The 23,622-nt window shown below is 32.4% G+C and carries 26 protein-coding genes, 3 tRNA genes and 1 riboswitch; of the genes, 21 read left to right on the forward strand and 8 right to left on the reverse strand.

Features of this window, described 5'->3' with window-relative positions; translation table 11 throughout:
- The first annotated feature begins 1 nt into the window (after position 1).
- From murA to ACE3PD_RS05275, 3 genes are all read left to right on the forward strand, one after another.
- Entirely contained in the window at positions 2-1,312 is a 1,311-nt protein-coding gene (gene murA, locus ACE3PD_RS05265) for a UDP-N-acetylglucosamine 1-carboxyvinyltransferase (protein ID WP_374400251.1), read from the forward strand.
- Between the two features lie 53 nt (positions 1,313-1,365).
- Positions 1,366-1,809: a hypothetical protein gene (locus ACE3PD_RS05270; protein ID WP_374400253.1), complete on the forward strand. Its 444-nt coding sequence runs from the start codon at positions 1,366-1,368 to the stop codon at positions 1,807-1,809.
- Between the two features lie 312 nt (positions 1,810-2,121).
- Positions 2,122-2,889, forward strand: coding sequence for a sulfite exporter TauE/SafE family protein (locus tag ACE3PD_RS05275; RefSeq protein ID WP_374400256.1), 768 nt, complete (start codon positions 2,122-2,124; stop codon positions 2,887-2,889).
- 182 nt (positions 2,890-3,071) lie between these two features.
- On the opposite strand, the gene ACE3PD_RS05280 is transcribed toward ACE3PD_RS05275, so the two are convergent.
- Complete coding sequence (locus ACE3PD_RS05280; protein ID WP_374400258.1) at positions 3,072-4,130, reverse strand: FKBP-type peptidyl-prolyl cis-trans isomerase; 1,059 nt, start codon at positions 4,128-4,130, stop codon at positions 3,072-3,074.
- 80 nt (positions 4,131-4,210) lie between these two features.
- On the opposite strand from ACE3PD_RS05280, the gene ACE3PD_RS05285 reads away from it, so the two are divergent.
- The 3 genes from ACE3PD_RS05285 to ACE3PD_RS05295 are packed head-to-tail and all read left to right on the forward strand — an operon-like array spanning position 4,211 to position 5,671.
- Positions 4,211-4,600: an RNA-binding S4 domain-containing protein gene (locus ACE3PD_RS05285; protein ID WP_374400261.1), complete on the forward strand. Its 390-nt coding sequence runs from the start codon at positions 4,211-4,213 to the stop codon at positions 4,598-4,600.
- A 1-nt stretch (position 4,601) separates the two neighbouring features.
- Entirely contained in the window at positions 4,602-5,168 is a 567-nt protein-coding gene (locus ACE3PD_RS05290; protein ID WP_374400264.1) for a methyltransferase domain-containing protein, read from the forward strand.
- Positions 5,169-5,176: 8 nt separating this feature from the next.
- Positions 5,177-5,671: a phosphoribosyltransferase family protein gene (locus ACE3PD_RS05295; RefSeq protein ID WP_374400266.1), complete on the forward strand. Its 495-nt coding sequence runs from the start codon at positions 5,177-5,179 to the stop codon at positions 5,669-5,671.
- Here the strand turns inward: ACE3PD_RS05295 and ACE3PD_RS05300 are convergent.
- Positions 5,663-6,178, reverse strand: coding sequence for a shikimate kinase (locus ACE3PD_RS05300; protein ID WP_374400268.1), 516 nt, complete (start codon positions 6,176-6,178; stop codon positions 5,663-5,665). The two genes, ACE3PD_RS05295 and ACE3PD_RS05300, sit on opposite strands and share 9 nt — an antisense overlap.
- A gap of 125 nt (positions 6,179-6,303) precedes the next feature.
- Between ACE3PD_RS05300 and ACE3PD_RS05305 the strand changes: the two genes are divergently transcribed.
- The 7 genes from ACE3PD_RS05305 to ACE3PD_RS05335 all read left to right on the forward strand — a co-directional run bounded on the left by ACE3PD_RS05305 (position 6,304) and on the right by ACE3PD_RS05335 (position 10,514).
- Positions 6,304-6,376, forward strand: a tRNA-Lys gene (locus ACE3PD_RS05305).
- Positions 6,377-6,405: 29 nt separating this feature from the next.
- Positions 6,406-6,478, forward strand: a tRNA-Lys gene (locus ACE3PD_RS05310).
- Between the two features lie 43 nt (positions 6,479-6,521).
- Positions 6,522-6,604, forward strand: a tRNA-Leu gene (locus ACE3PD_RS05315).
- 142 nt (positions 6,605-6,746) lie between these two features.
- Positions 6,747-7,646 carry a MerR family transcriptional regulator gene (locus ACE3PD_RS05320; protein ID WP_374400270.1) on the forward strand — a complete coding sequence of 300 codons (900 nt, stop codon included), beginning with the start codon at positions 6,747-6,749 and terminating at the stop codon, positions 7,644-7,646.
- Between the two features lie 55 nt (positions 7,647-7,701).
- Positions 7,702-9,162 (forward strand): phytoene desaturase family protein, encoded by a 1,461-nt coding sequence (locus tag ACE3PD_RS05325; protein WP_374400272.1) that lies wholly within the window; start codon positions 7,702-7,704, stop codon positions 9,160-9,162.
- A gap of 1 nt (position 9,163) precedes the next feature.
- Positions 9,164-10,003 (forward strand): phytoene/squalene synthase family protein, encoded by an 840-nt coding sequence (locus tag ACE3PD_RS05330; protein WP_374400274.1) that lies wholly within the window; start codon positions 9,164-9,166, stop codon positions 10,001-10,003.
- A gap of 67 nt (positions 10,004-10,070) precedes the next feature.
- Positions 10,071-10,514 carry a beta-carotene hydroxylase gene (locus tag ACE3PD_RS05335; RefSeq protein ID WP_374400276.1) on the forward strand — a complete coding sequence of 148 codons (444 nt, stop codon included), beginning with the start codon at positions 10,071-10,073 and terminating at the stop codon, positions 10,512-10,514.
- 27 nt (positions 10,515-10,541) lie between these two features.
- On the opposite strand, the gene ACE3PD_RS05340 is transcribed toward ACE3PD_RS05335, so the two are convergent.
- From ACE3PD_RS05340 to ACE3PD_RS05360, 5 genes are all read right to left on the reverse strand, one after another.
- On the reverse strand, positions 10,542-11,075 hold the full coding sequence (locus ACE3PD_RS05340; RefSeq protein ID WP_374400279.1) for a DUF4252 domain-containing protein: 534 nt from the start codon (positions 11,073-11,075) through the stop codon (positions 10,542-10,544).
- Positions 11,076-11,078: 3 nt separating this feature from the next.
- Complete coding sequence (locus ACE3PD_RS05345) at positions 11,079-11,609, reverse strand: DUF4252 domain-containing protein (protein ID WP_374400281.1); 531 nt, start codon at positions 11,607-11,609, stop codon at positions 11,079-11,081.
- An 8-nt stretch (positions 11,610-11,617) separates the two neighbouring features.
- Entirely contained in the window at positions 11,618-12,061 is a 444-nt protein-coding gene (locus ACE3PD_RS05350) for a hypothetical protein (protein ID WP_374400283.1), read from the reverse strand.
- On the reverse strand, positions 12,042-12,557 hold the full coding sequence (locus ACE3PD_RS05355; RefSeq protein WP_374400286.1) for an RNA polymerase sigma factor: 516 nt from the start codon (positions 12,555-12,557) through the stop codon (positions 12,042-12,044). The genes ACE3PD_RS05350 and ACE3PD_RS05355 overlap by 20 nt, the downstream gene beginning before the upstream one ends.
- Before the next feature lie 114 nt (positions 12,558-12,671).
- Positions 12,672-14,612 (reverse strand): TonB-dependent receptor plug domain-containing protein, encoded by a 1,941-nt coding sequence (locus tag ACE3PD_RS05360; protein ID WP_374400288.1) that lies wholly within the window; start codon positions 14,610-14,612, stop codon positions 12,672-12,674.
- Between the two features lie 79 nt (positions 14,613-14,691).
- Positions 14,692-14,951, reverse strand: a riboswitch (cobalamin riboswitch).
- Positions 14,952-15,277: 326 nt separating this feature from the next.
- Between ACE3PD_RS05360 and ACE3PD_RS05365 the strand changes: the two genes are divergently transcribed.
- The 4 genes from ACE3PD_RS05365 to ACE3PD_RS05380 all read left to right on the forward strand — a co-directional run bounded on the left by ACE3PD_RS05365 (position 15,278) and on the right by ACE3PD_RS05380 (position 19,165).
- Positions 15,278-16,408: an ABC transporter substrate-binding protein gene (locus ACE3PD_RS05365; protein WP_374400290.1), complete on the forward strand. Its 1,131-nt coding sequence runs from the start codon at positions 15,278-15,280 to the stop codon at positions 16,406-16,408.
- A 112-nt stretch (positions 16,409-16,520) separates the two neighbouring features.
- Positions 16,521-17,546 carry a FecCD family ABC transporter permease gene (locus ACE3PD_RS05370; RefSeq protein ID WP_374400291.1) on the forward strand — a complete coding sequence of 342 codons (1,026 nt, stop codon included), beginning with the start codon at positions 16,521-16,523 and terminating at the stop codon, positions 17,544-17,546.
- A gap of 2 nt (positions 17,547-17,548) precedes the next feature.
- Positions 17,549-18,334, forward strand: coding sequence for an ABC transporter ATP-binding protein (locus tag ACE3PD_RS05375; RefSeq protein ID WP_374400294.1), 786 nt, complete (start codon positions 17,549-17,551; stop codon positions 18,332-18,334).
- A gap of 69 nt (positions 18,335-18,403) precedes the next feature.
- On the forward strand, positions 18,404-19,165 hold the full coding sequence (locus ACE3PD_RS05380; RefSeq protein WP_374400296.1) for a dienelactone hydrolase family protein: 762 nt from the start codon (positions 18,404-18,406) through the stop codon (positions 19,163-19,165).
- A 59-nt stretch (positions 19,166-19,224) separates the two neighbouring features.
- On the opposite strand, the gene ACE3PD_RS05385 is transcribed toward ACE3PD_RS05380, so the two are convergent.
- Positions 19,225-19,791, reverse strand: a complete 567-nt coding sequence (locus tag ACE3PD_RS05385) for a pseudouridine synthase (protein ID WP_374400300.1) — start codon at positions 19,789-19,791, stop codon at positions 19,225-19,227.
- 397 nt (positions 19,792-20,188) lie between these two features.
- Here ACE3PD_RS05385 and rmuC point away from each other — a divergent pair, with 397 nt between their 5' ends.
- The 4 genes from rmuC (at position 20,189) to ACE3PD_RS05405 (ending at position 23,449) form a co-directional block, all read left to right on the forward strand.
- A complete protein-coding gene (rmuC, locus tag ACE3PD_RS05390; protein WP_374400303.1) occupies positions 20,189-21,577 on the forward strand; it encodes a DNA recombination protein RmuC in 1,389 nt (462 codons plus the stop codon).
- Positions 21,578-21,588: 11 nt separating this feature from the next.
- Positions 21,589-21,939: a 6-phosphogluconate dehydrogenase gene (locus tag ACE3PD_RS05395; RefSeq protein ID WP_374400306.1), complete on the forward strand. Its 351-nt coding sequence runs from the start codon at positions 21,589-21,591 to the stop codon at positions 21,937-21,939.
- A 5-nt stretch (positions 21,940-21,944) separates the two neighbouring features.
- The gene (locus tag ACE3PD_RS05400; protein WP_374400309.1) at positions 21,945-22,496 is read left to right on the forward strand and encodes an acyl-CoA thioesterase; all 552 of its coding nucleotides are present in this window, start codon (positions 21,945-21,947) and stop codon (positions 22,494-22,496) included.
- A 278-nt stretch (positions 22,497-22,774) separates the two neighbouring features.
- Positions 22,775-23,449, forward strand: a complete 675-nt coding sequence (locus tag ACE3PD_RS05405) for a hypothetical protein (protein WP_374400311.1) — start codon at positions 22,775-22,777, stop codon at positions 23,447-23,449.
- Positions 23,450-23,622: the final 173 nt, after the last annotated feature.

Here is a 23,622-nt window from a genome sequence, read left to right on the forward strand (position 1 = left end):
CATGGGAACATTTAAAATTGAAGGAGGAAAAGCATTAAAAGGAGAAATTACACCACAAGGCGCTAAAAATGAGGCGTTACAAGTGTTATGTCCTGTTTTGTTAACTTCTGAAAAAGTTAGAGTAACGAATATTCCAGATATTATTGATGTTAACAAATTGATTACGCTTTTAGGTAATTTAGGAGTTAAAATTCAAAAAAATGGACCTGGCGATTATACGTTTCAAGCAGATGAAGTAAATGTAAACTACTTAAAAACGGAAGCGTTCAAAAAAGAAGGGGGAAGTTTGAGAGGTTCTATTATGATTGTGGGACCTTTATTAGCGCGTTTTGGTTGCGGATATATTCCAAAACCAGGAGGAGATAAAATTGGGCGTCGTCGTTTAGATACACACTTTGAAGGTTTTATTAACCTTGGAGCAAAATTCAGATACGAAAGAGAAGACCATTTCTACGGAGTGGAAATCGACGGAAGATTACAAGGTTCTTATATGTTGTTAGACGAAGCTTCGGTAACCGGAACTGCAAATATTGTTATGGCAGCCGTTTTAGCAGAAGGAACAACAACAATTTATAACGCAGCTTGCGAACCATACTTACAGCAATTGTGTAAAATGTTAAACTCTATGGGTGCGAAAATCACCGGTGTTGGGTCAAACTTATTAACGATTGAAGGAGTAGAAAGTTTAGGTGGTTGTGAACACCGTATTTTACCTGACATGATTGAAATCGGTTCTTGGATTGGTCTTGCAGCTATGACAAGAAGCGAAATTACAATTAAAAATGTGAGTTGGGAGAACTTAGGACAAATTCCAAACGTGTTTAGAAAATTAGGAATTACGTTAGAAAGAAAAGGCGATGATATTTACATTCCTGCTCACAAAGATGGATACGAAATCAAGACCGATATCGATGGTTCTATCTTAACCGTTTCTGATGCTCCATGGCCAGGATTTACACCAGATTTATTGAGTATCGTTTTAGTAGTTTGTACACAAGCAAAAGGCGATGTGTTAATTCACCAAAAGATGTTTGAAAGCCGTTTGTTCTTCGTAGATAAATTAATTGATATGGGTGCAAAAATTATGTTATGTGATCCGCACAGAGCTGTGGTTATGGGGCATAATTTCCAATCGCAACTAAAAGCTACAACTATGAGTTCGCCAGACATTCGTGCCGGAATCTCATTGTTAATTGCAGCTTTAACAGCTAAAGGTACTTCAACTATCCAAAATATCGAACAAATCGACAGAGGTTACGAAAGAATTGATGAAAGGTTAAGAGTTATCGGAGCTAATATCGTAAGAGTATAATTTAGTGTTCAGTTTGTAAATATTAGTATCTTTTTTTAATACCATATCTTTTAATGAAAAATGTTTTATTATTAGTGTTTGTTGTTTTGCTAACTTCTTGTAAAACAACTTATCCAAAATTATCATTAAATGCTGTTTCGGAAAATGAAAAGCAAAGAGTTTATGATTTTGGGAAAAGAATTTTAGAAACATGTATTACTAGAGAGTTTATTCAGTTAAGTACAAAAGAAGTTTCAGAGGGTTTAGCGAAACTCTCATTAGCTGAAATGCAAAAAGCTTGTGATCATTTAGATAAAAATCATGGTAAGTTTATTGATATGAAGCTTATTGAAATTATAGACAATACTTACAGAGATAATTGTTTAATTTATAGATATAAAGCTAATTTTGAGAAAAATGTACCGTTAAAAGAAATACGAATCTGGGTTCAAAAAAATGGTAAATTTGCTGGAATAGTTTATAAAAATTGGCAAGATCAATACATAACTTATAAATAATAATTAAAATCCCAATTAATAATAAAATTGGGATTTTTTATTGTAATCAAATAAACTACTACTTGTCAAGCTGAACTTATTTCAGCTTCTCATTAAACCATATAAGTCATATAATTTTTAAGTTGAATGGTTTACTTTTAAAAGTTCATAAAAGAATTATATCTGTCAACTTTATAATAATTCCGTTAGGAATCTCTTCAACACTTGATTTATTAATTTAAAAATAATATAGAGATTTTTTCAATTTCTCCAATCAGTGTTCCTATTTTTGCAATTGAATTTGATTTTTGCCCTTGAACTTGATATTTTAAAATGGAAACCTTCATCATTATTTTTCTCTGCACAGCATCCTTCTTAGCGGGTTTTATCGATGCTATTGTAGGTGGAGGAGGTTTGATTCAAACTCCAGCAGCTTTAATTTTATTGCCTAATGTACCTGTTGCTTCCATTATTGGAACGCTAAAAATACCAGGGTTTAGTGGAACAAGTATGGCAACCTATCACTATTTGAAATCGGCAAAAGTGAATTGGAAGTTGTTTTTTGTATTAGCAATTGTTTCTTTCATATTTGCTTATTTAGGTTCGAGTTTACTCAACGTAATGCAAAACGATTTCATGAAACCCTTACTGTTTGTAGTTTTGATTTTGCTATTGCTTTATACTTATTTTAAAAAAGATTTTGGACAATTTCAAATTAATAAACTGACTCAAAAGCAAACCTATATTTACGGAATTATAATTTCAATTTTTTTAGGTTTCTACGATGGATTCATTGGTCCAGGAACAGGAAGTTTACTAATTATGGCGTTTATTGCTATTCTAGGGTTCGATTTTTTAAAAGCGAATATCTATGCGAAATTAGTCAATTTGGCGACCAACATTGGTTCCATAACTTTATTCGTTTTAAAAGGAAAAATCATTTGGACAATTGCAATTCCAATGGCAATTTGCAACGTTACAGGTTCTTGGTTAGGAGCCCGATTAGCCATTTCAAAAGGCAACGGATTTATTCGCGTTTTCTTTTTGATTGTGGTAGGATTGGCGTTGTTGCGTTTTGGTTATGATGTGTTTTTGAAATAGCAATAGAGTTTGTCTTTTCTCTCGCTTTATTTCATTTATTACACAAAATTTATCCGTTTTACTTGATAGTTTATAATTAAAACATATCTCTGATACTTTTTATTTAAAAAAAGAGAGGTAATAAAAAAAGCAACTCCTAAAAGTTGCTTTTTTTATTTTCAAACTAATTTGTTTGAATATTTTTAATTTTGATAAGGTGGCTTGCACGTCTTATCTAAATGTCTTCTCAATCTAGCAACATCCGTAAAATCGGCTTCAATAGGTGAAGGTAATGTTGAAGGTGAAACAATTGGACCCGTGAATTTTCTTGGTATGCCTCTTCTATCATCATATGGCGTTGATGGATCATCTGTTGTTGCTCCTTGAAATGGATAATAACTAGTTATTGTCTGACCTCCATCTACATACGTAAACCTAACTTCAGTCTTCGTTAAATAACCATCTCCATCGTCATCAATGTCTAAATAGTCTGGCCTTCCATCACCATCAGTATCAATTGCATCTTTTTTAAATCTATCTTCATCCAAAGGATTACCATACTCATGCATTGACAAAATACCATCCTGATCATGATCTCTTCGTCTTAAATTATGAAGTTTAAAAGTAAAAATGGTTGGTGTATAGGAAGGAATTGTTAAAGTACCAGTACTAAAATAAGCTAAACCTGAAGGAATAAACATCACTCCTGCACCATAATTATTATATGAAATTGAACCATCTGTTTGCGTTGTAAAATCGCCTGTTTTAAACAAAGGAATAATTTCAGACCATCCTCTGATTACTTCATCTAAAGATAACCAAATTGGAGTTTGCTTATTATCAAAAACAGTCTGATTATAGGTTACTTCATCATCAGTGGTAGTTTTGTTAAAAATAACTCCCTTGTATGAAACAAATGAAGAATCTACCCTTGTTATATTTTCGCCTGTACCTTCTCTTAATTTTAAATAATAGATAACATAGGTAATATCATGTATTTTTCTTTGAATAGTATCCAATTCATTCATTTCTGAAATAGGGGTTTGAGTTCCTCCATCTGGAATTTGAGTAAAAGTAACATTATAATCAGAATCATACGTAATATAATGACTATTCATAAAATCTCTAATCTTAGTACTATCTTCTACAAAGACCTCATCATAGGGTCTAACCGGAGTCAAAGAAACACCATCATCTTCTTCACACGAAAAAAGACTAACAATTAGTGCAAAAGTCAAAAGTGTTTTTAAAAGGCTTTTCATTATTATAAAATTTATAGGGCGCAAGATACAATTTTCATTTATTTTTGTAGAAATATTAACAAGGTTTTTTGATTTATATTATGCGTATAGATAAACTTTTATGGTGCTTACGATATTACAAAACCCGAAGCATTGCAGCAGAAGCAGTAAAAAAAGGTCATGTAACTGTGAACGGTCAAGTTGCAAAAGCATCTCGAGAAATATTCCCAACCGATAAAATTACATTAAGAAAAGACCAAATCAATTATAAATTAACCATTTTAGATGTCCCTCAAAATCGTTTGGGAGCTAAATTGTTAGACATATATCGAAAAGACGAAACTCCGAAAGAAGCTTTTGAACATTTGGAATTACTAAAATTATCAAAAGAACACTACCGAGCAAATGGAACGGGTCGTCCTACTAAAAAAGAACGTAGAGATATCGACGACTATTTAGATGACAATATCGAGACTGAAGAATTTGAATAAGATGAATTACTGGGAAGAACGCTATCAAAAAGGAGAAACGGGTTGGGATGCTGGAGCCATCACTACTCCAATAAAGGAATATATCGACCAATTGACCGATAAAAATCTGAAAATTTTAATTCCAGGAGCAGGAAATGGTTATGAATTTGACTATTTAATTGAAAACGGATTTCAAAATGTTTTTGTTGTTGATATTGCAGAAACTCCTTTGGAAAATATTAAAAAAAGAAAACCAGAATTTGTTTCTCATTTAATCCATTCCGATTTTTTTGCCTTGGATATGACTTTCGATTTAATCTTAGAACAAACGTTTTTCTGCGCTTTACCTCCTGAAATGCGTCCGCAATATGTTGAAAAAATGGCTTCGCTTTTAAATCTAAAAGGAAAATTAGCGGGATTATTATTTGACTTCCAATTAACAACAGAAGGTCCACCATTTGGGGGTTCGACAGCTGAATATCTGAATCTATTTTCAGATAAATTCACCATCAAAACACTAGAAAAAGCACATAATTCAATAAAGCCGCGAGAAAATAAAGAACTCTTTTTTATCTTTGAAGTCAAATAACAACACACATGGAAAATATTATTTTAACGCACGAAGAAATCAAACACAAAACCAAACGAATTGCTTACCAAATTTACGAAACCTTCGTTAATGAAGAAGAAGTAATTTTGGCTGGAATTGCTAACAACGGATTTATTTTTGCTGAAAAAATAGCTACAGAATTAGCTTTAATTTCGGATTTAAATGTAACGCTTTGTGAAGTTAAAATCAATAAGCAAAAGCCACAAGATGTTGTAACGACTTCTATAACTCCCGAAGATTATAAAAACAAAGCCTTAGTCTTAATTGACGATGTCTTGAGTTCTGGAACTACCTTAATTTATGGTGTGAAACACTTTTTAGAAGTTCCTTTAAGCAAATTTAAAACAGCTGTTTTAGTAGACCGAAATCACAAAAAATACCCCGTAAAGGCTGATTTTAAAGGATTATCATTATCGACTTCTCTACAAGAACACATTCAAGTGGTTTTTGAAGAAAACAACTCGTATGCTTACTTAAGCTAACAAGTTCTTTATTTCATTTGCAATATGATCTACCGACTTATCATCTACGGTAACTATTTTCGTTGCCTGATGATAATAAAAGTTTCGGTCGAATAAATGTTTATTGATAAAATCTTTCAAACTAACCTCATCTTGATTGTGAAGCAATGGACGTTGGGCTTTCTCTTTTATCAATCGACTTACCAATGTATCAACTGATGCTTTTAAATAAATAGAAAACACATCCTCTTGAAGCAATAATTCATGATTGTTATAATAACAAGGTGTTCCTCCACCTAAACTTAAAACTAAGTCATTTTCTTTCGCTAAAAAAGTTTTCAGAATTTCATTTTCTTTTTTACGAAAATAAATTTCACCTCTGGTTTGAAACGATTCAGCAATTGAAACTTGAGTTTCTTTTTCTATTTCTTGGTCTAAATCAAAAAAAGGAATTTGAAGCTTCTCTGCTAAAAAAGCACCTATTACCGACTTACCACAACCCATGTAACCTAATAATATTATTTTCATAAATAATCCCTTATAAATTAAAGGGTTAAGAAATTAATTGTAAAAAAAGACAAATTTATAAGAAATTCCCATTGCAAAATAAATAAATGTTTATATATTTGCACCCGCATTCAAGGAAATAAAATGACTTGGTAGCTCAGCTGGTAGAGCACATCACTTTTAATGATGGGGTCCTGGGTTCGAATCCCAGCCAGGTCACTACATAAAACTTATTTCTTGAACGCACCGACTTGGTAGCTCAGCTGGTAGAGCACATCACTTTTAATGATGGGGTCCTGGGTTCGAATCCCAGCCAGGTCACAAAAAATTAAAGACGTTGCAATGCAACGTCTTTGTTGTTTAAGGCCAAGTGGAGAAACGGTAGACTCGCCATCTTGAGGGGGTGGTGCTCGTAAGGGCGTGAGGGTTCAAATCCCTCCTTGGTCACTTTTGTTTCAATTTTCTCACAATCCTATCCCCTATATCTTATTTGTTTAACCAAATTCAGACTATCGTTAAACATTTTTACCAAAATACTTTTTTTGTTCACTTTTTTTATTACTTTTGTTAAACAAAAATGCAATCAGAGATGAACAACGTTAAAAATGTATTCAGTATCAAAGATTTAGAAAATCTTTCAGGCATAAAAGCACATACTATTCGTATTTGGGAAAAACGTTATAATGTTTTAGAACCTATGCGCTCTGATACTAACATTCGTTCGTATGATATTAAGAATTTACAAAAACTATTAAACATCGTTTTGCTTCATAATTACGGATATAAAATATCTAAAATTGGTTCGTTAACTCAAGAGCAGATTAACAAACTAGCTAACGATATTATTTCCGAAAAAAGTGCTAAAAATCATGCTATTAGTACTTTTAAAATGGCGATGATGAATTTTGATCAATCTTTGTTTTTTAATACTTATAACCAATTACTAAGTGAAAAATCATTTCGTGAAGTATTTTATACCGTTTTCATACCACTTATGCAAGAAATTGGATTTCTTTGGCAAACCGAGACCATTTCTCCAGCACACGAACATTTCATTAGTTATTTAATCAAACAAAAACTTTTAATAAATACAGAAAAAGTACAAATACAAGAACCAACAAGAACAGACAAAGTTTTTGTGTTATTTCTTCCATTAAATGAAGTTCATGAACTTGGATTGATGTATTTGAATTACGAAATCTTATTAAAAGGCTACCAAACCATCTATCTTGGAGAAAGTATTCCAACTGACAGCTTGTTAGATTTAATTAATTCGTACGAAAAAATATCTTTTGTTAGTTATTTAACCGTTGAACCAAATCAGGAAGAAATTGACAATTATATAATTGATATTCAAGCGAAACTAATTGAAAACACCAATCATGAATTGTTATTATTAGGTAGAATGACGCAATCCATATCATCCAAAGTCATCAAAAATAACGTACGTGTATTTGATAGTATAGAAGAACTTTCAAATACTTTGTAAAAAGATTTGTTTTGTTTAACTTTTTTACTATTTTTGTTAAACAAAATAAAAACAAGTGAGTAAAAAAATTGTCATAATCGGTTCAGGATTTTCTTCGTTAGCTGCAGCTTGCTATTTAGCAAAACAAGGTAACGATGTGACTGTTTACGAAAAAAATAGTACCATAGGAGGAAGAGCTCGTCAACTTAAAAAGGAAGGCTTTACTTTCGATATTGGGCCAACATGGTATTGGATGCCTGATGTATTCGAACGTTTCTTTGCTGATTTCAACAAGAAACCGTCAGATTATTACGAGTTAATTAAGCTTTCTCCGGCCTACCAAGTCTATTTTGGACATTTAGATTTTGTAACCATTGCCGATAACTTACCCGAAATTGTAAAAACTTTTGAATCCATTGAGAAAGGAAGCGGAAAACAATTAGAGCAATTTATGGCAGAAGCTAAAAGCAATTATGATATTGCCATTAAGGATTTAGTTTATCGTCCGGGAGAATCACCATTAGAACTAATTACGTTAGAAACCGCTAAAAAAGTGAATCAATTCTTCAGTAACATCAAAAAAGATGTTCGTAAAAGATTCAAAAACATAAAACTAGTTCAAATTTTAGAATTTCCAGTTTTATTTTTAGGTGCTAAACCAAGCGACACGCCTTCTTTTTACAACTTTATGAATTTTGCCGATTTTGGTTTAGGAACTTGGCATCCTAAAAACGGAATGTATTCGGTAATTTTAGCTATGGAAACTTTAGCTAAAGAATTAGGTGTAAAAATCGAAACCAATGCTAATGTTCAGAAAATTGATGTTACTAATGGAAAAGCTTCTGGTTTATTAGTAAATAATAAAATTATCACAGCAGATGTAATTCTAAGTGGTGCCGATTATCATCATTCAGAAACCTTATTGGATAAGAAATATCGTCAATATTCTGAGAAATATTGGGAAAACAAAACGTTTGCTCCTTCTTCGCTCCTATTTTATGTTGGGTTTGATAAGAAAATTGAAAACGTAGAACATCATTCTTTATTCTTCGATGTTGATTTCGATATTCATGCCGAGGCTATTTATGATAATCCAAAATGGCCTGAAGAACCTTTGTTTTACGCAAGTTTTCCATCAAAAACCGATGAAAATTCAGCTCCAGAAGGAAAAGAAGCAGGAATATTTCTGATTCCATTAGCACCAGGATTAGAAGATACTCTGGAACTAAGAGAACTTTATTTTGAAAAAATAATAACACGATTAGAACAGCTAACTAATCAAAGTGTGAAAAATAATATTATCTTTAAAGAATCGTTTTGTGTAAATGATTTTGTTAAAGAATATAATTCGTACAAAGGGAATGCGTATGGTATGGCCAATACCTTATTGCAAACCGCTTTTTTAAGACCTAAATTGAAAAGTAAAAAAGTACAAAATTTGTATTTTACTGGACAGTTAACCGTACCAGGACCAGGAGTTCCGCCGTCCTTAATTTCAGGAAAATTAGTTGCCGATTTAATAAAAAAGTATCAATAATATGAAGTCCATTTTTGATAACGTTTCATTTGATTGTAGCATAAAAGTTACTAAAGCGTACAGTACGTCATTTTCATCTGCTGTAAAAATGTTAGCACCAAGCATCCGTCAGGATATTTATAATATTTACGGATTTGTTCGATTTGCTGACGAAATTGTTGACACTTTTCACGACTACGATAAAGAAGCTTTGTTTTCGCAATTTGAAAACGAATTAAGCTTAGCGCTTTCGCAAAAGATAAGTTTAAACCCTATTTTAAATTCATTTCAACATACGGTAAACAAATACAACATTCCAATGGAATTGATTGATGCGTTTATGCACAGTATGAAATTAGATTTACACAAATCGGTTTACACTACTGTGGAAGAATACAATCAATACATTTATGGTTCGGCTGATGTTGTGGGTTTAATGTGTTTGAAGGTTTTTGTAAACGGAAATGATGAAAAATACGAAGAATTAAAACACAGCGCTATGCGATTAGGTTCGGCATTTCAAAAAGTAAATTTCTTACGCGATTTAAAAGCTGATTTTGAGGATTTAAGCAGAACCTATTTTCCAAATACTGATTTATCGCGATTGGATGAAGCATCTAAACAACAAATTATAGCTGAAATTCAAGCCGATTTTGATGCTGGATTCGAAGGAATTCAAAAATTACCAATCGAAGCTAAATTTGGAGTTTACACTGCTTACATTTACTACAAGAAATTATTGAGTAAATTGAAGAAAACACCTTCTGTGGAAATCAAAAATACGAGAATTCGTGTTCCTGATTACGAAAAAGTAGGTCTTTTAGCAAAATGCTATTTGAATTACAGATTGAATATTTTGTAACTATTTTTGTCTTACTGAACTCGTTTCAGCATCTTAAATAAAATTAATTATTGAAATTTAAAATATTATGTGGATACATATCTTAGTTTTTTTAACCACTTTTTGCTTTATGGAATTCATGGCATGGTTTAGTCACAAATACATCATGCATGGTTTTTTATGGAGTTTACACGCCGATCATCACAAGAAAGATCACGATTCATGGTTTGAACGAAATGATGCTTTCTTTATTTTCTATGCAATTGTAAGTATCGGTTGTTTCCTATTATGGAAATATGATATTTTCATTTACGGTTTAGCAATTGGACTTGGAATTTTAGCTTATGGAATAGCTTATTTCTTAGTACATGATATTTTTATTCACCAACGATTTAAATTATTCAGAAACGCCAATAATCGTTATGCTAAAGCTGTTAGAAGAGCTCACAAAATGCATCACAAACACATTGGAAAAGAACATGGAGAGTGTTTCGGAATGTTAATCGTTCCATTGAAATATTTCAAAAACTAAAAAATCCCGCGGCTGCGGGATTTTTTTTTATTTCATAAGTTGTTGCAAGGGTTTCAATTGCTCCATATCAACTTGAGATTTTTGGAGTAAACTCAGCATATTCATGATATGAGTCGGATTCATATCGTTTCCTAAAACACGAACTACTGCAAAACCATTTTCTTTCTTTCCAGCTAAAACAACAAACTCCTCAATATGTTCGTCATCATTTCCTACAAAATAAATAGCGGCACCATCATTTCCAGAACCAGCTTTCATTAATTGTTGATAGCTTTCGTCTTTCAAAATAGCTTTCACTTCTTTGATTTCTTTATCATATCCGGCAATATCAGTTGAATCAGCTCTGAAAGCTAAAATATTCATTTTTTCAAACGACTCTAATGCTGCTTTTTCTGTTTCAGATAATGCAACTTTATCCGTTTTAATGATATTGGAAGCTAAGTCTAATGCAATAAACTTAGGCGATTCCGTATTTTTTACAAAATACTTTTGAAGTGTGGGTTTGTCTTCACAACTCCAAAGTAAAATCACACTTGAAACAAGTAATAGAAACTTTTTCATAGTTTATTTTTTTGAAGCTTTTTTCAAATCATCACCACCAGGTAAATTCATTTTTTCAGTTAACATAGAAATTTCATCTAAGCTAAAGTTTCCAGTTAATGATAAAACAATTGTACTAGCATCTTTCATATTAGCCCCTTCTATAAACATTAAAAGTTCTTTTACAATGTTTTCGTTAGCACCTGATTTTACATAAATTTTTACATTTTTACCATCGCCATTCACACGCATCAATTCTTCTAAAGGATTCGATTTTAAGTAACTATTTACAGTTGCTTTCATATCGGCACCTAATTTTGAATTACTAGTTGTAAACACTTTTAAGTTATCTAATTTTTTAAGCAAGTTAAAATATTGTTGCAATTCTTTATCTTTTGGATCAGCTTTTACTTTACTCATCATTTGGAACATTGTTTTGTTAACAATAACAGATTGAACCAATGGATTATCCTCAAACTTATCAAATGCTGTATTTTGAGCAAATGAAGAGATTGATGCCATTAAAAAAGCTATAACTACTACTAAATTTTTCATTTTTCTTATTATTTAAAAATTGTTTTTTTTGTTTTTTCGTATTCTTCTAAATATACTACACTTTCCATGCCAATGTTAACTTGTTCTGAAACCATCAACAAAGCTTTTTGTGTGGCGGCAAAGGCTTCTTCTGGATTATCATATGTTCCTAAATCTTCATGCTTAGGTTCGGATGGATAAAAATAGAAGGTTGCCAATCCAAAAAGTACAACAAAACTTGCTGCGATGCCTATCCATTTTACAGTATTTTGTTTTCTAGGTTGTAATGGAAGTTTTTGCTCGAATTGCGTTTCTTTTTGGGTTTCAAAGTAACCAAATAGCGATTGATATTTTGCCAAATATGGCGCCACATCGTTGGAAGAAAAATAGGCCTTTAATTGTTTTTCTTCTGCTATTGTAGTTTCTCCTTGAAAGTATTTTTCCAATAATTGTTCAACTAACTTGAGTTCCATAATTATGTGTTTTTTCAATTTGTTCTCTTAAGGTTTTTCGTGCTCTTGATAAAGCCACTCGAACCGCTGTTTCATTCATTTCTAATACTTGAGCAATTTCCGAAAATTCGTATTCTTCAATTTCTCTTAGTTGTAATATTAATCGTTGTTGTTCTGGTAAATCGTTCATTAACTTTTCGGCCCATTGCAACGTATTTTGATGCTCTATTTGTGTTTCAACACTCGCTTGCTTGTCTTGATAGTTGTTATGCACAATTTGCAAATTCGTAGCTCTTTTGCTCTTGAGTTGATCCAAACAATAATTCTTGGTCATCGTCATCGCTAAAGCTTCAACACTATTGTATTGTTCTAAAGCACTATTTTTATTCCACAACCTCATTAAAACCTCCTGAGTGGCATCTTCTGCTTCCTCTGTACTAACGAGCATTCGCTTCGCTAAACGAAATAACTTATCCTTAAAAGGAGTAATTATTTGTACAAACTCGTTTTGGTTCATTTTAGTTAGTTGGTTTATAATGAAGACGAATGTAATTTAATTTTGTTACAAATAAAAAAAAGGTTTTGGCAAAAAACTACCAAAACCTTTTAAAATCAAATAATTAAACTTTAGTTAAAACATGAAATTCAAACCTAATTTATAATTTCTTCCTCTTGTATTATAACCAATTACTTCTTGGAAATCTTCGTTTAAAATATTGGTTACAGTTCCAAAAATATGCAAACGCTTTGGTAATAATTCATATGAAATATTCGAATTAACCAACTGATAAGCAGCTAAATTAACAGCCTGTGTTGCCCAAATATTCATATCATAAAAAGCATCGCTTCTATGATCTACATATTGATAATTGATACCGAAAGTTCCTCTTTTGAATTTGTAATTCAAATCGACATTTCCTTTGTGTTTTGGAATTAATCGGTTTAATTGCTCTTCAACTTGAGTAAACGTATAATTTCCTCCAATATTGAATCTTTCAGATAATGTATAACGAACACTTGCTTCAACTCCTTTAGCATTGTAAGTTCCGTCAATATTAATATAATAGGATTCAAATGTTGCTGAATTGTAATAGAATCCAAAAGTATTTTCTTCTTCTCTATAAAAACCAACCGCATTAATTGTTAATTTTTTATCCAATAATTGCGATTCAAAACCAAATTCTACCGTAGCATTTTCTTCTGGAGTTAAATCTAAATTTCCATAAGGACCATATAATTGGTATAAACTTGGCGTGATGTAAGCCGTACTATACGAAGCTAAAACTTTCAATGGTAAGTTCTCAAATGAATAACTCGGATTAAAGTTATACACTACTTGATTTCCGTATTCGCTGTGTATATTGAAACGAGCTCCTGCGTTAATGTTCAAACCAAATTCAGAGTTAAATACAACCGTTGCATAAGGATCAAATAAATTGAATTTCGCCTTTTCTTTAACCGCATCCACTACTCCATTAGTATTTTGTGCCATATCGAAATACTGATATTGCGTACCTAAAACTAAATATACTTGTTTGCTAAAATTGTATTTATTGAAAGCATCAATCGAAGCACTTCTTCCTGAATAATTGTAATTATCAATAGTTCCCGACCAAGAATTTGAAATATTTAAAACTCTATCAATAGTTGAAGCACCCGCATTGATTGCAAATTCTCCTTTGTTGTATTTATACTTTGGCAAGAATCCGATTCTGAACTGTTCTGAAAAACTATTGTTGTTCAAATCATCTGCATTAGCGATAATTCCGTCAAAAGAATTGTCAAACGTATTTTTAATTCGGTCGTAATTTCCAAAAAACTCAAAACTTAATTTATCGTTTGCTTTGAAACCAATTTTTTGCAACACATTCACTCTCGAAAACGTATCTTCTTCAAAATTTTCTCCAGCAGCTTCGGACATACCTTTGGTTTCGGTACTGTTTAAAGTCGTCATGTAGGAAACTTTATTAATCGTTCCATTTACCGATAATCCTTGATTGAAATCTTGAGCACTTGTTTTTGAAGTTTCCGAAGTATTTTGCGTCCCCATATGGATGTACGCATTTCCAGAAATTTCCTTTTTAGCTGATTTTTTCAACGTAATATTGATAACTCCAGTCGCAGCTCCTGTTCCGTATAACGTACTCGAAGCGCCTTTCATGACTTCAATTTTCTCAATTTGTTCTACAGGAATCAAACGCAAATCGTATTCTAAATTAATACCCGAAGCATCCGTTACTGGAACACCATCAATATAAATGGCTACTTGACGATTACGACCACCACGAATGTAATAGCCTAAATTTTTTCCGTTAAACGACTGATTCCCGTTGATTTCCACTCCAGCAACCTGACTCAAAACGTTAGCCAAATTTTGACCTTTTTTAGCTTCTAAGTCTTGAGCGGTAATCACTTCAATAATTTTACCTGATTTTTCTTTGCTTTGTGCAAATTTAGTGTCTGAAACAACAACTTCTTTTAAATTAGTAACTTTTAGCGTATCTGATTCTTGAGCATACGCAAAAGCAGTAGCAAGTGTAAAAACACTTAAGCCAATAAACTTTTTGTTCATTTTAAGGTTAATAAAAATTTTAATAAATTGGGGAGAAAAGCACAGAATTTACCCATACTCAAACTTTTTTTCCCGAAAGTTTGTTACTCAACGAATTGGCAGGTCTCCTGGCTTGCGTCTTGTTATCAACCTTCCCATCGAAAGTTAGAAATTAGAAGTTAGAAGTTAGAAATTTTCTAAATTCAGAATTCTTAATTCTAAATTAACAACAGTGGTAATGTAGATAATAACAAGCTTTATAGCTTACAGTTGCGGGTACAGCTTAGGTCTTACACCTAATTCCCTTTTAATGTTGTTTTGAAAAAATCAGAAACAACAACCAAAATTCGGGTGCAAATTTACATTAATTTTAATAGAATGCAATTTTTAAAAAACATTCTACAACAAATAACAATTTACTTCTTCTTATTCATCTTACGCCACAACCAAATAAAACCAATAACAAAGTGTGCAATTACAATCGTGGCTACTGCATAAATGAAAGCGTTTGAATCTGTTCTCATGTTTTTTTTATGGCAAATTTAATGATTTTGTCAGTTTCTTTCTGTCTTATTTGTTACACAAAGCTACACGAAGTTTTCACAAAGTATCACAAATAAAATCCTTTTTAATCTTTATAATCCGTGGCAAAAAAATAAAAAACTACTTTTGCAAAAAACATTTTCATGCGTCATTATTTCTTTTTAGTCATTTTATTTTTAGGATTTATTCAATGTAAAGAATCGGAAAACTCAGTAAATCTTACTACTTCTGTAGAAAATAGCATTCAACATGCGGAAGGATTTTCTATTGAAAAATACGATGGTTTTTCGGTTGTAAAAGTTTCGAATGTGTATCCTGAAGCTAAAAATGAATACACTTACATACTTCATAAAAAAGGTGTTCAAATACCAGATAGTTTACAACAATTTACTTCGATTGAAGTACCAATTAAAAAAGTAATCGTTACTTCAACGACGCATATTCCTGCTCTAGAAGCTTTAGGCGTTGAAAATACTTTAATTGGTTTCCCAACAACAGAGTATATATCATCTGAGAAAACAAGAGCTTTAATTGATGCAGGAAAAGTAAGGGATTTAGGCTCCAATCAAGGATTAAACACCGAAGTCATTTTAGACATTCAACCTGATGTCATTGTTGGTTTTAGTGTAGATGGCGATTTGAAAACCTACAAAAACTTAGAAAAAAATGGTCAAAAATTCATCTTCAATGGCGATTGGACTGAAAAAACACCATTAGGAAAAGCCGAATGGATTAAGTTCTTTGGTGCATTATATGATTTAGACGAAAAAGCCAGCGAGATTTTCAATTCGATAGAGAAAGAATACAATTCCGTATTAGCTTTAGCGAAAAATGCCAAAACCCAACCTACCATTTTTGCCGGCGCTATTTACGAAGACCAATGGTTTTTACCACAAGGCGATAGTTGGGCAGCCTATTTTTTAAAAGAAGCCAACGGAAATTATTTATGGAAAGATTCCAAAGGAACGGGAAGTTTAGCTTTATCGTTCGAAAGCGTTTTAGACAAAGCCAAAGATGCTGATTTTTGGATTGGTCCAGGGCAATTTGGCTCTATCAAACAAATTTTAGAAAGCAACCCCAATTACATTCATTTCAAAGCCGTAAAGAACAAAAACGTGTATTCGTTTAGTACTAAAAAAGGAAAAACAGGCGGTGTTATTTATTACGAATTAGCACAAAATCGACCTGATTTGGTTTTGAAAGACATTGTAAAGATTTTACATCCTGAAGTATTACCGGATTATGAGTTGTTCTTTTTTGAGAAGTTGAAATAGACACGAATTTCACGAATTAACAGGAATTACATTTCTTTAAATTTCTCACATTTCTTTAATCTGTGTTCCAAAAATAGATTCTAAAAATGTAATTTAGCCAAAAATTCAACGCATGCCATTAACCAAAAAACAGAATCTTCTTTTTATCATCTTGCTTTTAGTAATGGTGTTTTTGTTTTTGGTGAATATCAGTCTAGGTTCGGTTTCTATTCCTTTGAAAGAAGTAGTTAACGGACTTTTATCGCAAGAAATGAGTAAGGAAAGTTGGGAAATTATTCTGTGGAATTTCCGCTTTCCAAAAGCCGTAACCGCAATTTTAGTAGGAATCGGACTTTCAATGAGCGGCTTGTTGATGCAAACATTATTTCGAAATCCATTAGCTGGACCTTATGTTTTGGGATTGAGTTCGGGTGCGAGTTTGGGTGTGGCGTTTATCATTTTAGGTACAGGATTTTTACCCACCTTTATCTCATCCTTCTTTTTATCGAATTACGGATTAATTCTAGCTTCGAGTTTAGGAAGTTTATTGGTTTTTATGGCCGTTTTATTGGTTTCCCAAAAATTAAAAGACACTATGGCTATTCTAATTGTCGGATTGATGTTTGGAAGTTTCACTAGTGCTATAGTTTCGGTTTTATCGTATTTTACTTCGGCTGAAAAATTACAAAAATTCACTTTTTGGTCGATGGGAAGCATTTCAAATTTATCCTGGAATGAAATTTCGCTTTTATCCGTTTTTGTTATCATCGGAATCGGAATCAGTTTCATGGTAATCAAACCTTTGAATGCTTTATTATTAGGAGAAAAATACGCTCAAAGTATAGGAATCAACTATAAGAAAACGCATTTTTTAATTATTATTGCCACCAGTATTTTAGCAGGCAGTATTACCGCTTTTGCTGGACCAATTGCTTTTATTGGGTTGGCAGTTCCTCATATGGCGAAATTATTGTTTCAAACGAGTAATCATTTTGTGTTGTTTTGGAGCACGCTTTTACTTGGCGCAATTGTCATGCTGTGTTGTGATACGATTGCGCAAGTTCCAGGAAATGATATTACCTTACCAATAAATGCCATAACATCAGTAATTGGAGCGCCAGTAGTGATTTGGTTGTTAGTTAAGAAGAAACGATTTTAACCATGAGTAAACAAAATTTCACCATACAAACCTCAAATCTTTCGATTGGCTACAAATCCAAATCGGAAACGATTACTATTGCTCAAAACATCAATCTAAATTTAGAAAAAGGTAAATTAATCGCATTAATTGGTGAAAACGGAATTGGAAAATCTACTTTATTAAAAACAATAACTGGAATTATTCCACCATTAACAGGTGAAGTTAATTTACTCAATAAATCCCTTCAAAGTTACAAACCGCTTGATTTAGCTCAAGAGTTAAGCATCGTTTTGACTGAAAAATTACCGCCAAGCAACTTAACCGTTTTCGAAATCATTGCTTTAGGAAGACAGCCTTACACCAATTGGCTAGGAACATTATCTGAAGAAGACAAAATCAAAATTGAAGAAGCAATTTCCTTAACAGAAATCCAACATTTGGTTCACAAAAAACATGATGAAATCAGTGATGGCCAATTGCAAATTGCTTTAATTGCTCGTGCTTTGGCACAAGATACTTCGATTATCATTTTGGATGAACCTACAACCCATTTAGACTTGGTTCACAAAGCTACTTTATTAAAACTGTTGCAAAAACTCACGCACGAAACTGGTAAAACCATCCTCTACTCTACACATGACATCGATTTAGCGATTCAAATGACAGACGAAATGATTGTGTTTACACCAACTCAAATTGTACAAGATCAACCTTGTAATTTAATTCAAACTGGGATTTTTAATACGTTGTTTGATACCGAACATTTGACTTTTGATGCTACTATTGGCAAGTTCAAAATCAAATAATTTATTCCAATTTTACCTTTTGTTTAACGCTTCGTGTTTTCAATTTTCATAATTTTACTAAAAAAAGTTATGAAGTACCTTTATTTAACCTTAATCCTAGCTACTATGAATAGCTTCGGACAATTAGTAAAAGTAGATTACACAGATGGTAATCAAAATTTAGAAGGCTATTTTGCCAAAGCACAAAAAGCAAATCCAAAGAAAATTGGCATAATCGTTTTACCCGCTTGGATGGGTGTTGATGCTCACGCTAAAGAATCAGCGGAAGCCTTAGCTAAATTAGGTTATCATGCTTTTGTAGCAGATATTTACGGCGTTGGAAACAATCCGAAAAATACAGGAGAAGCTGGAAAAAATGCAGGTTTCTATAAAAACAATCCTGCGGAATATCAAAAAAGAATTCAATTGGCGATTGACCAATTAGTAAAAGCGGGTGCCGATAAAAATCAAATTGCAGTAATTGGCTATTGTTTTGGTGGAACTGGCGCAATCGAAGCGGCTCGTGGCAACTTAAATGTAAAAGGTGTGGTTTCTTTTCATGGTGGTTTAGGAAAAGCTACGAATAGTCCAACTAATGAAATTAAAGCAAAAGTTTTAGTTTTACATGGAGCAGATGATCCTTATGTTCCTACAAAAGAAGTAGAAGCCTTCCAAAACGAAATGAGAACTTCAAAAGCCGATTGGCAAATGATTTATTATGCGAATTCTGTTCACGCATTCACACATAAAGATGCAGGAAGCGATAACAGCAAAGGCGCTGCTTACAACGAATTAGCTGATAAAAGAAGTTGGGAAGCTATGAAAACGTTTTTCAGGGAGATTTTCAAATAATCGTTATAGTATTTCAAAAATATAAAAACAGTTATTTCGCTTGAAGTAACTGTTTTTTTTTATACATCAAAACTACTCACCTCGATAACTTCACCCGCTTTTAAATCATTCAAATGAATGTTTCCTACACGTACACGAACCAATCGCAATGTAGGAAAACCAACTGCAGAAGTCATTTTTCGAACTTGACGAAATTTTCCTTCGGTTAAAGTAATCGAAACCCAAGACGTTGGTCCGTGGCGTTCATCGCGAATCTTTTTGCCACGCTCTCCTAAATTGGGAATAGATTCTAATTTGAAAGCTTTACACTTTTTAGTTTTGTATTTTTTACCGTGTAAGCCGATTTCAACTCCGTTTCTTAATTGTTCTAAGGCTTCTTCGGTAATCAATCCATCGACTTGAGCGTAATATTCTTTTTCTACTTTTTTACTTCGGACAATTTCGCTCATCATACCATCGGTAGTCAATAAAAGTAAGCCTTCTGAATCTTCATCTAAACGACCAATAGCCATGGTGTTTTCGGGAAAATCGTATAATTCGCCTAACAACTTTTTCTTGCGTTTTAATTGGTAAATAAACTGCGATAAATATCCGTAAGGCTTGTGAATAAGAAAGTGATGATGCATTTAGAAATTCCGTTTTAAGTGTGGCGAAGATAGTAAAAACTGTTGGAGTGATACAAAAATAAGGAGGCCTTGTGTAAGACCTCCCTGTGTCGATTTTGATTTATTACGTTTTTCTGATCTGCTATAACTTGAGAGGAATAAACGACTGAATCTCTTTTTAGATATGTAACTAACGATATATTCAATAACTAATCAAAATCACATTTTAAATGTACGATATATTTTTAGTCAAGTCACTTGTTTTTAATAGTTTAACAAACAATTAGCTTTACAAATCGACGAATGAAATATTTAATCGATAAAGATACTTTTAATAAAATTTAGAAGAGTTTTAGTAGCTAAGTTGTCTTAAAATTTTATTTTTTGCTACCTTTACCATATTAAAAAATCAATCACCATGTCACAAACCCTTTTAGTACTTGCCGCATTTATTATTGCCTTAGGAATTGGAATTTTTATTGGAAAAATAATATTCGCATCCCAATCTCAATCCGAAAAATCAGGTTTAGAAGAACGAATTAACGGACTTTTGAATCAAATGGAGCAATTGAAAGTACAATTTCAAACCGAAAGAAATCAGTTTGAAAAATCGTTTTTGCAACTTACTTCCGAAAAAGAAAATCTGCAAAAAGAAAAGGAATCTTTAGCGATTCATTTGGCTAAAAAAGAAAACGATTTCGATAATTTATTGGAACGAAACAAAGAACAAAAGCAAGAAGTAGAACAACTTCAAGAGAAATTCACCAAAGAATTTGAAAACTTAGCCAACAAAATTCTGGAAGAGAAAACGGTTAAATTCACCGAGCAAAACAAGGAGAATTTAAAAAATATTTTGTCGCCTTTACAAGATAAAATCCAGCTTTTCGAAAAGAAAGTCGAAGATACGCATAAAGAAAGTATCGATTATCATGCCGCGTTACGCCAACAAATTTTGGGACTTCGTGAAATGAACGAACAAATGAGTAAGGAAACCATCAATTTAACCAAAGCTTTAAAAGGTGATAGCAAAATGCAAGGAAATTGGGGAGAATTAGTCTTAGAACGCGTTTTAGAAAAATCGGGATTAGAGAAAGACAGAGAATATTTTGTACAACAAAGTCACGTAACGGAAGACGGTAATCGTGTGTTTCCCGATGTTATCATCAATCTTCCTGATGGCAAGAAAATGATTATCGATTCGAAAGTAACCTTAACCGCTTACGAACGCTACATCAACGAAGAAGATTCTGAGGTAAAAAATCAACATTTAAAAGAACATATTGTTTCGATAAATCGTCATGTGGAGCAATTGGGTAGCAAAAATTACCACGATTTGTACCACATGGAAAGTCCAGATTTTGTGTTGTTATTTATTCCGATAGAATCCGCTTTTGCAGTAGCTTTGAATGAAGATACCAGCTTATATAACAAAGCTTTCGAGAAAAATATTGTGATTGTAACACCTTCTACTCTTTTGGCTACTTTACGTACGATTGACAGCATGTGGACGAATCAAAAACAACAAGAAAATGCAATTGAAATTGCGCGTCAGGCTGGAGCTTTGTATGATAAATTTGAAGGTTTTGTTTCCGATTTGATTAAAATTGGGAAGAAAATGGACGAAGCCAAAATTGAATATGGTAACGCTATGAATAAACTAGTTGACGGAAAAGGAAATCTGATTACAAGCGTTGAAAAACTGAAAAAAATGGGAGCTAAAGCTAAAAAAGCACTTCCAGAAGCTGTTCTAAAAAGAGCTAATGAAACAGATGAAATTTCATTACTTTCTGAAAACAACAACGACTAAAAAAGAAAATTATGATACGAAAAATTGTTCTTTATATTGCTTTATCACTAACTCTAATAACGGTGGGTTACTTCAGTTTTATTTATTATGTACCATATAGTGACGGAGTCCGCTCGGGCGAATTAATTAAAATCAGTCATAAAGGATTAGTAATAAAAACGTGGGAAGGCGAACTGAGTCAAGGAATTTCTGGAGCTCAAATTTTTGCTTTTTCAGTGATGGAAGATGAAGTAGTAGTGATTGAAAATCTAAAAAAATGGCAAGGTAAAAAAGTGACTTTAGAATATGAAGAACGTTTCAAAACCTTCTTCTGGTGGGGCGATACTCGTTATTTTGTTACCAAAGTTTCACTTGAAAAATAAATTTTATGGAAATTGTCAATACAGTAGATGCATCAAGAATTACGCTATCCGAATTAATGCTTCCTTCCCACTCCAACTTTAGTGGAAAAATTCACGGTGGTTATTTATTAAAACTAATGGACCAAATAGCTTTTGCCTGTGCCTCGAAATACTCAGGTTGCTATTGTGTCACGGCTTCTGTGGATACGGTTGACTTTTTAAATCCGGTTGATGTTGGCGAATTGGTAACCTTGAAAGCATCCGTAAATTACGTTGGAAAAACTTCGATGGTTGTGGGTATTCGCGTAACATCGGAACATATACAAACTGGAGTTAAAAAACATTGCAATTCGAGTTATTTCACCATGGTAGCGAAAGATGAAAACGGAAAAAACGTACAAGTTCCTAAACTTATTTTATCCAATTTAGAAGAAGTTCGCCGCTTTTACGATAGTATCAATCGCATCGAAAACAAAAAAAGAGCTAAAGAAATTGAGACCAATTTTGATCACAAATCAAAAGAAGCGATTGATAATTTAAAAAATTATAATGTTGTAATTTCTGATAATTTGAAATAAAAAACTCTAACTAAATTAAACCCAAAATCAAACTCATCTTTAATCCAATGCCAAATGCCGATTTCAACATAATACAAAATTATAATGACAAAGAAATCTTTAAAAAAAAAGACGGCATGGAAATTGTTTGAGAATTTATTGCATATACAAATGATTCTGACATTGAAATCTCGAGTGTGATTAGCAAAAAAAACACCCCGAAAGTAAATGTACGTTTTGAATTTGCATTGAATTAGTATTTTATTATATTTACATTCTTATACAAACAAAAAACTCACATGAAAAAAATCACACAAATTGCATTAACAGCGTTGTTATTTGTAGGAATTACAGCTAATGCACAAACACAATTAAAAAAAGGTTCTGTAACCTATAACATGACAATGCCTGGTGCAAGTGAAGAAATGGCTGTCATGGGTGAAAGCATTATCACTGTTCATTTTAATGAAACCATTCAAGCTACCGATATGAGTATGATGGGTGGTATGATGATGATGAAAACTATTGTTCCTAATGAGAATAAAAAAGATTCTAAAATGACAATGGAAGTAATGGGCATGAAATATGAAATTACTGATGTAGGCGAAGAAGCTTCAAAAACCTCTAAAGGTCTTAGCAATTTAGATGACGCTAAAGAAATTGTTTACGATAAAAAAGACACTAAAGAAATCGTAGGTTTTAAATGCTACAAAGCGGCTATTACAATGAATGATGGAACTAAAAGTACGTTCTATGTTACAGATGCAATTGCACCACAAGCACCATCATCTCCTGAAGCTAAAGTTAAATTAGCAGGATATCCATTAGAAATGACGATTCAAACTGCACAAGGCAACATGGTTATGACGGCTACAAAATTTTCAAAAGAAATTCCTGCAGATGCTTTTAAAGTAGGCGAAGGTTTTACTAAAGTAACAATGGAAGAATTCCAAAAACAAATGGGTGGTATGTAATACTAACTCTTTTATGATAATAAAAAGCACTGAAAAATAGACTGCCCCCAAAAAGTTAGACACTATTTGGGGGTATTTTTATGGAAAGAAAAGTCAAGTATGATTATGCATTTAAGTTAGAATGCGTAGAATTAGTTTTAAAGAAGCATTATTCTTGTGAATTGGTTTCTAAA

The sequence above is a fragment of the Flavobacterium sp. genome, from assembly GCF_041911335.1.
Classification (GTDB): domain Bacteria; phylum Bacteroidota; class Bacteroidia; order Flavobacteriales; family Flavobacteriaceae; genus Flavobacterium.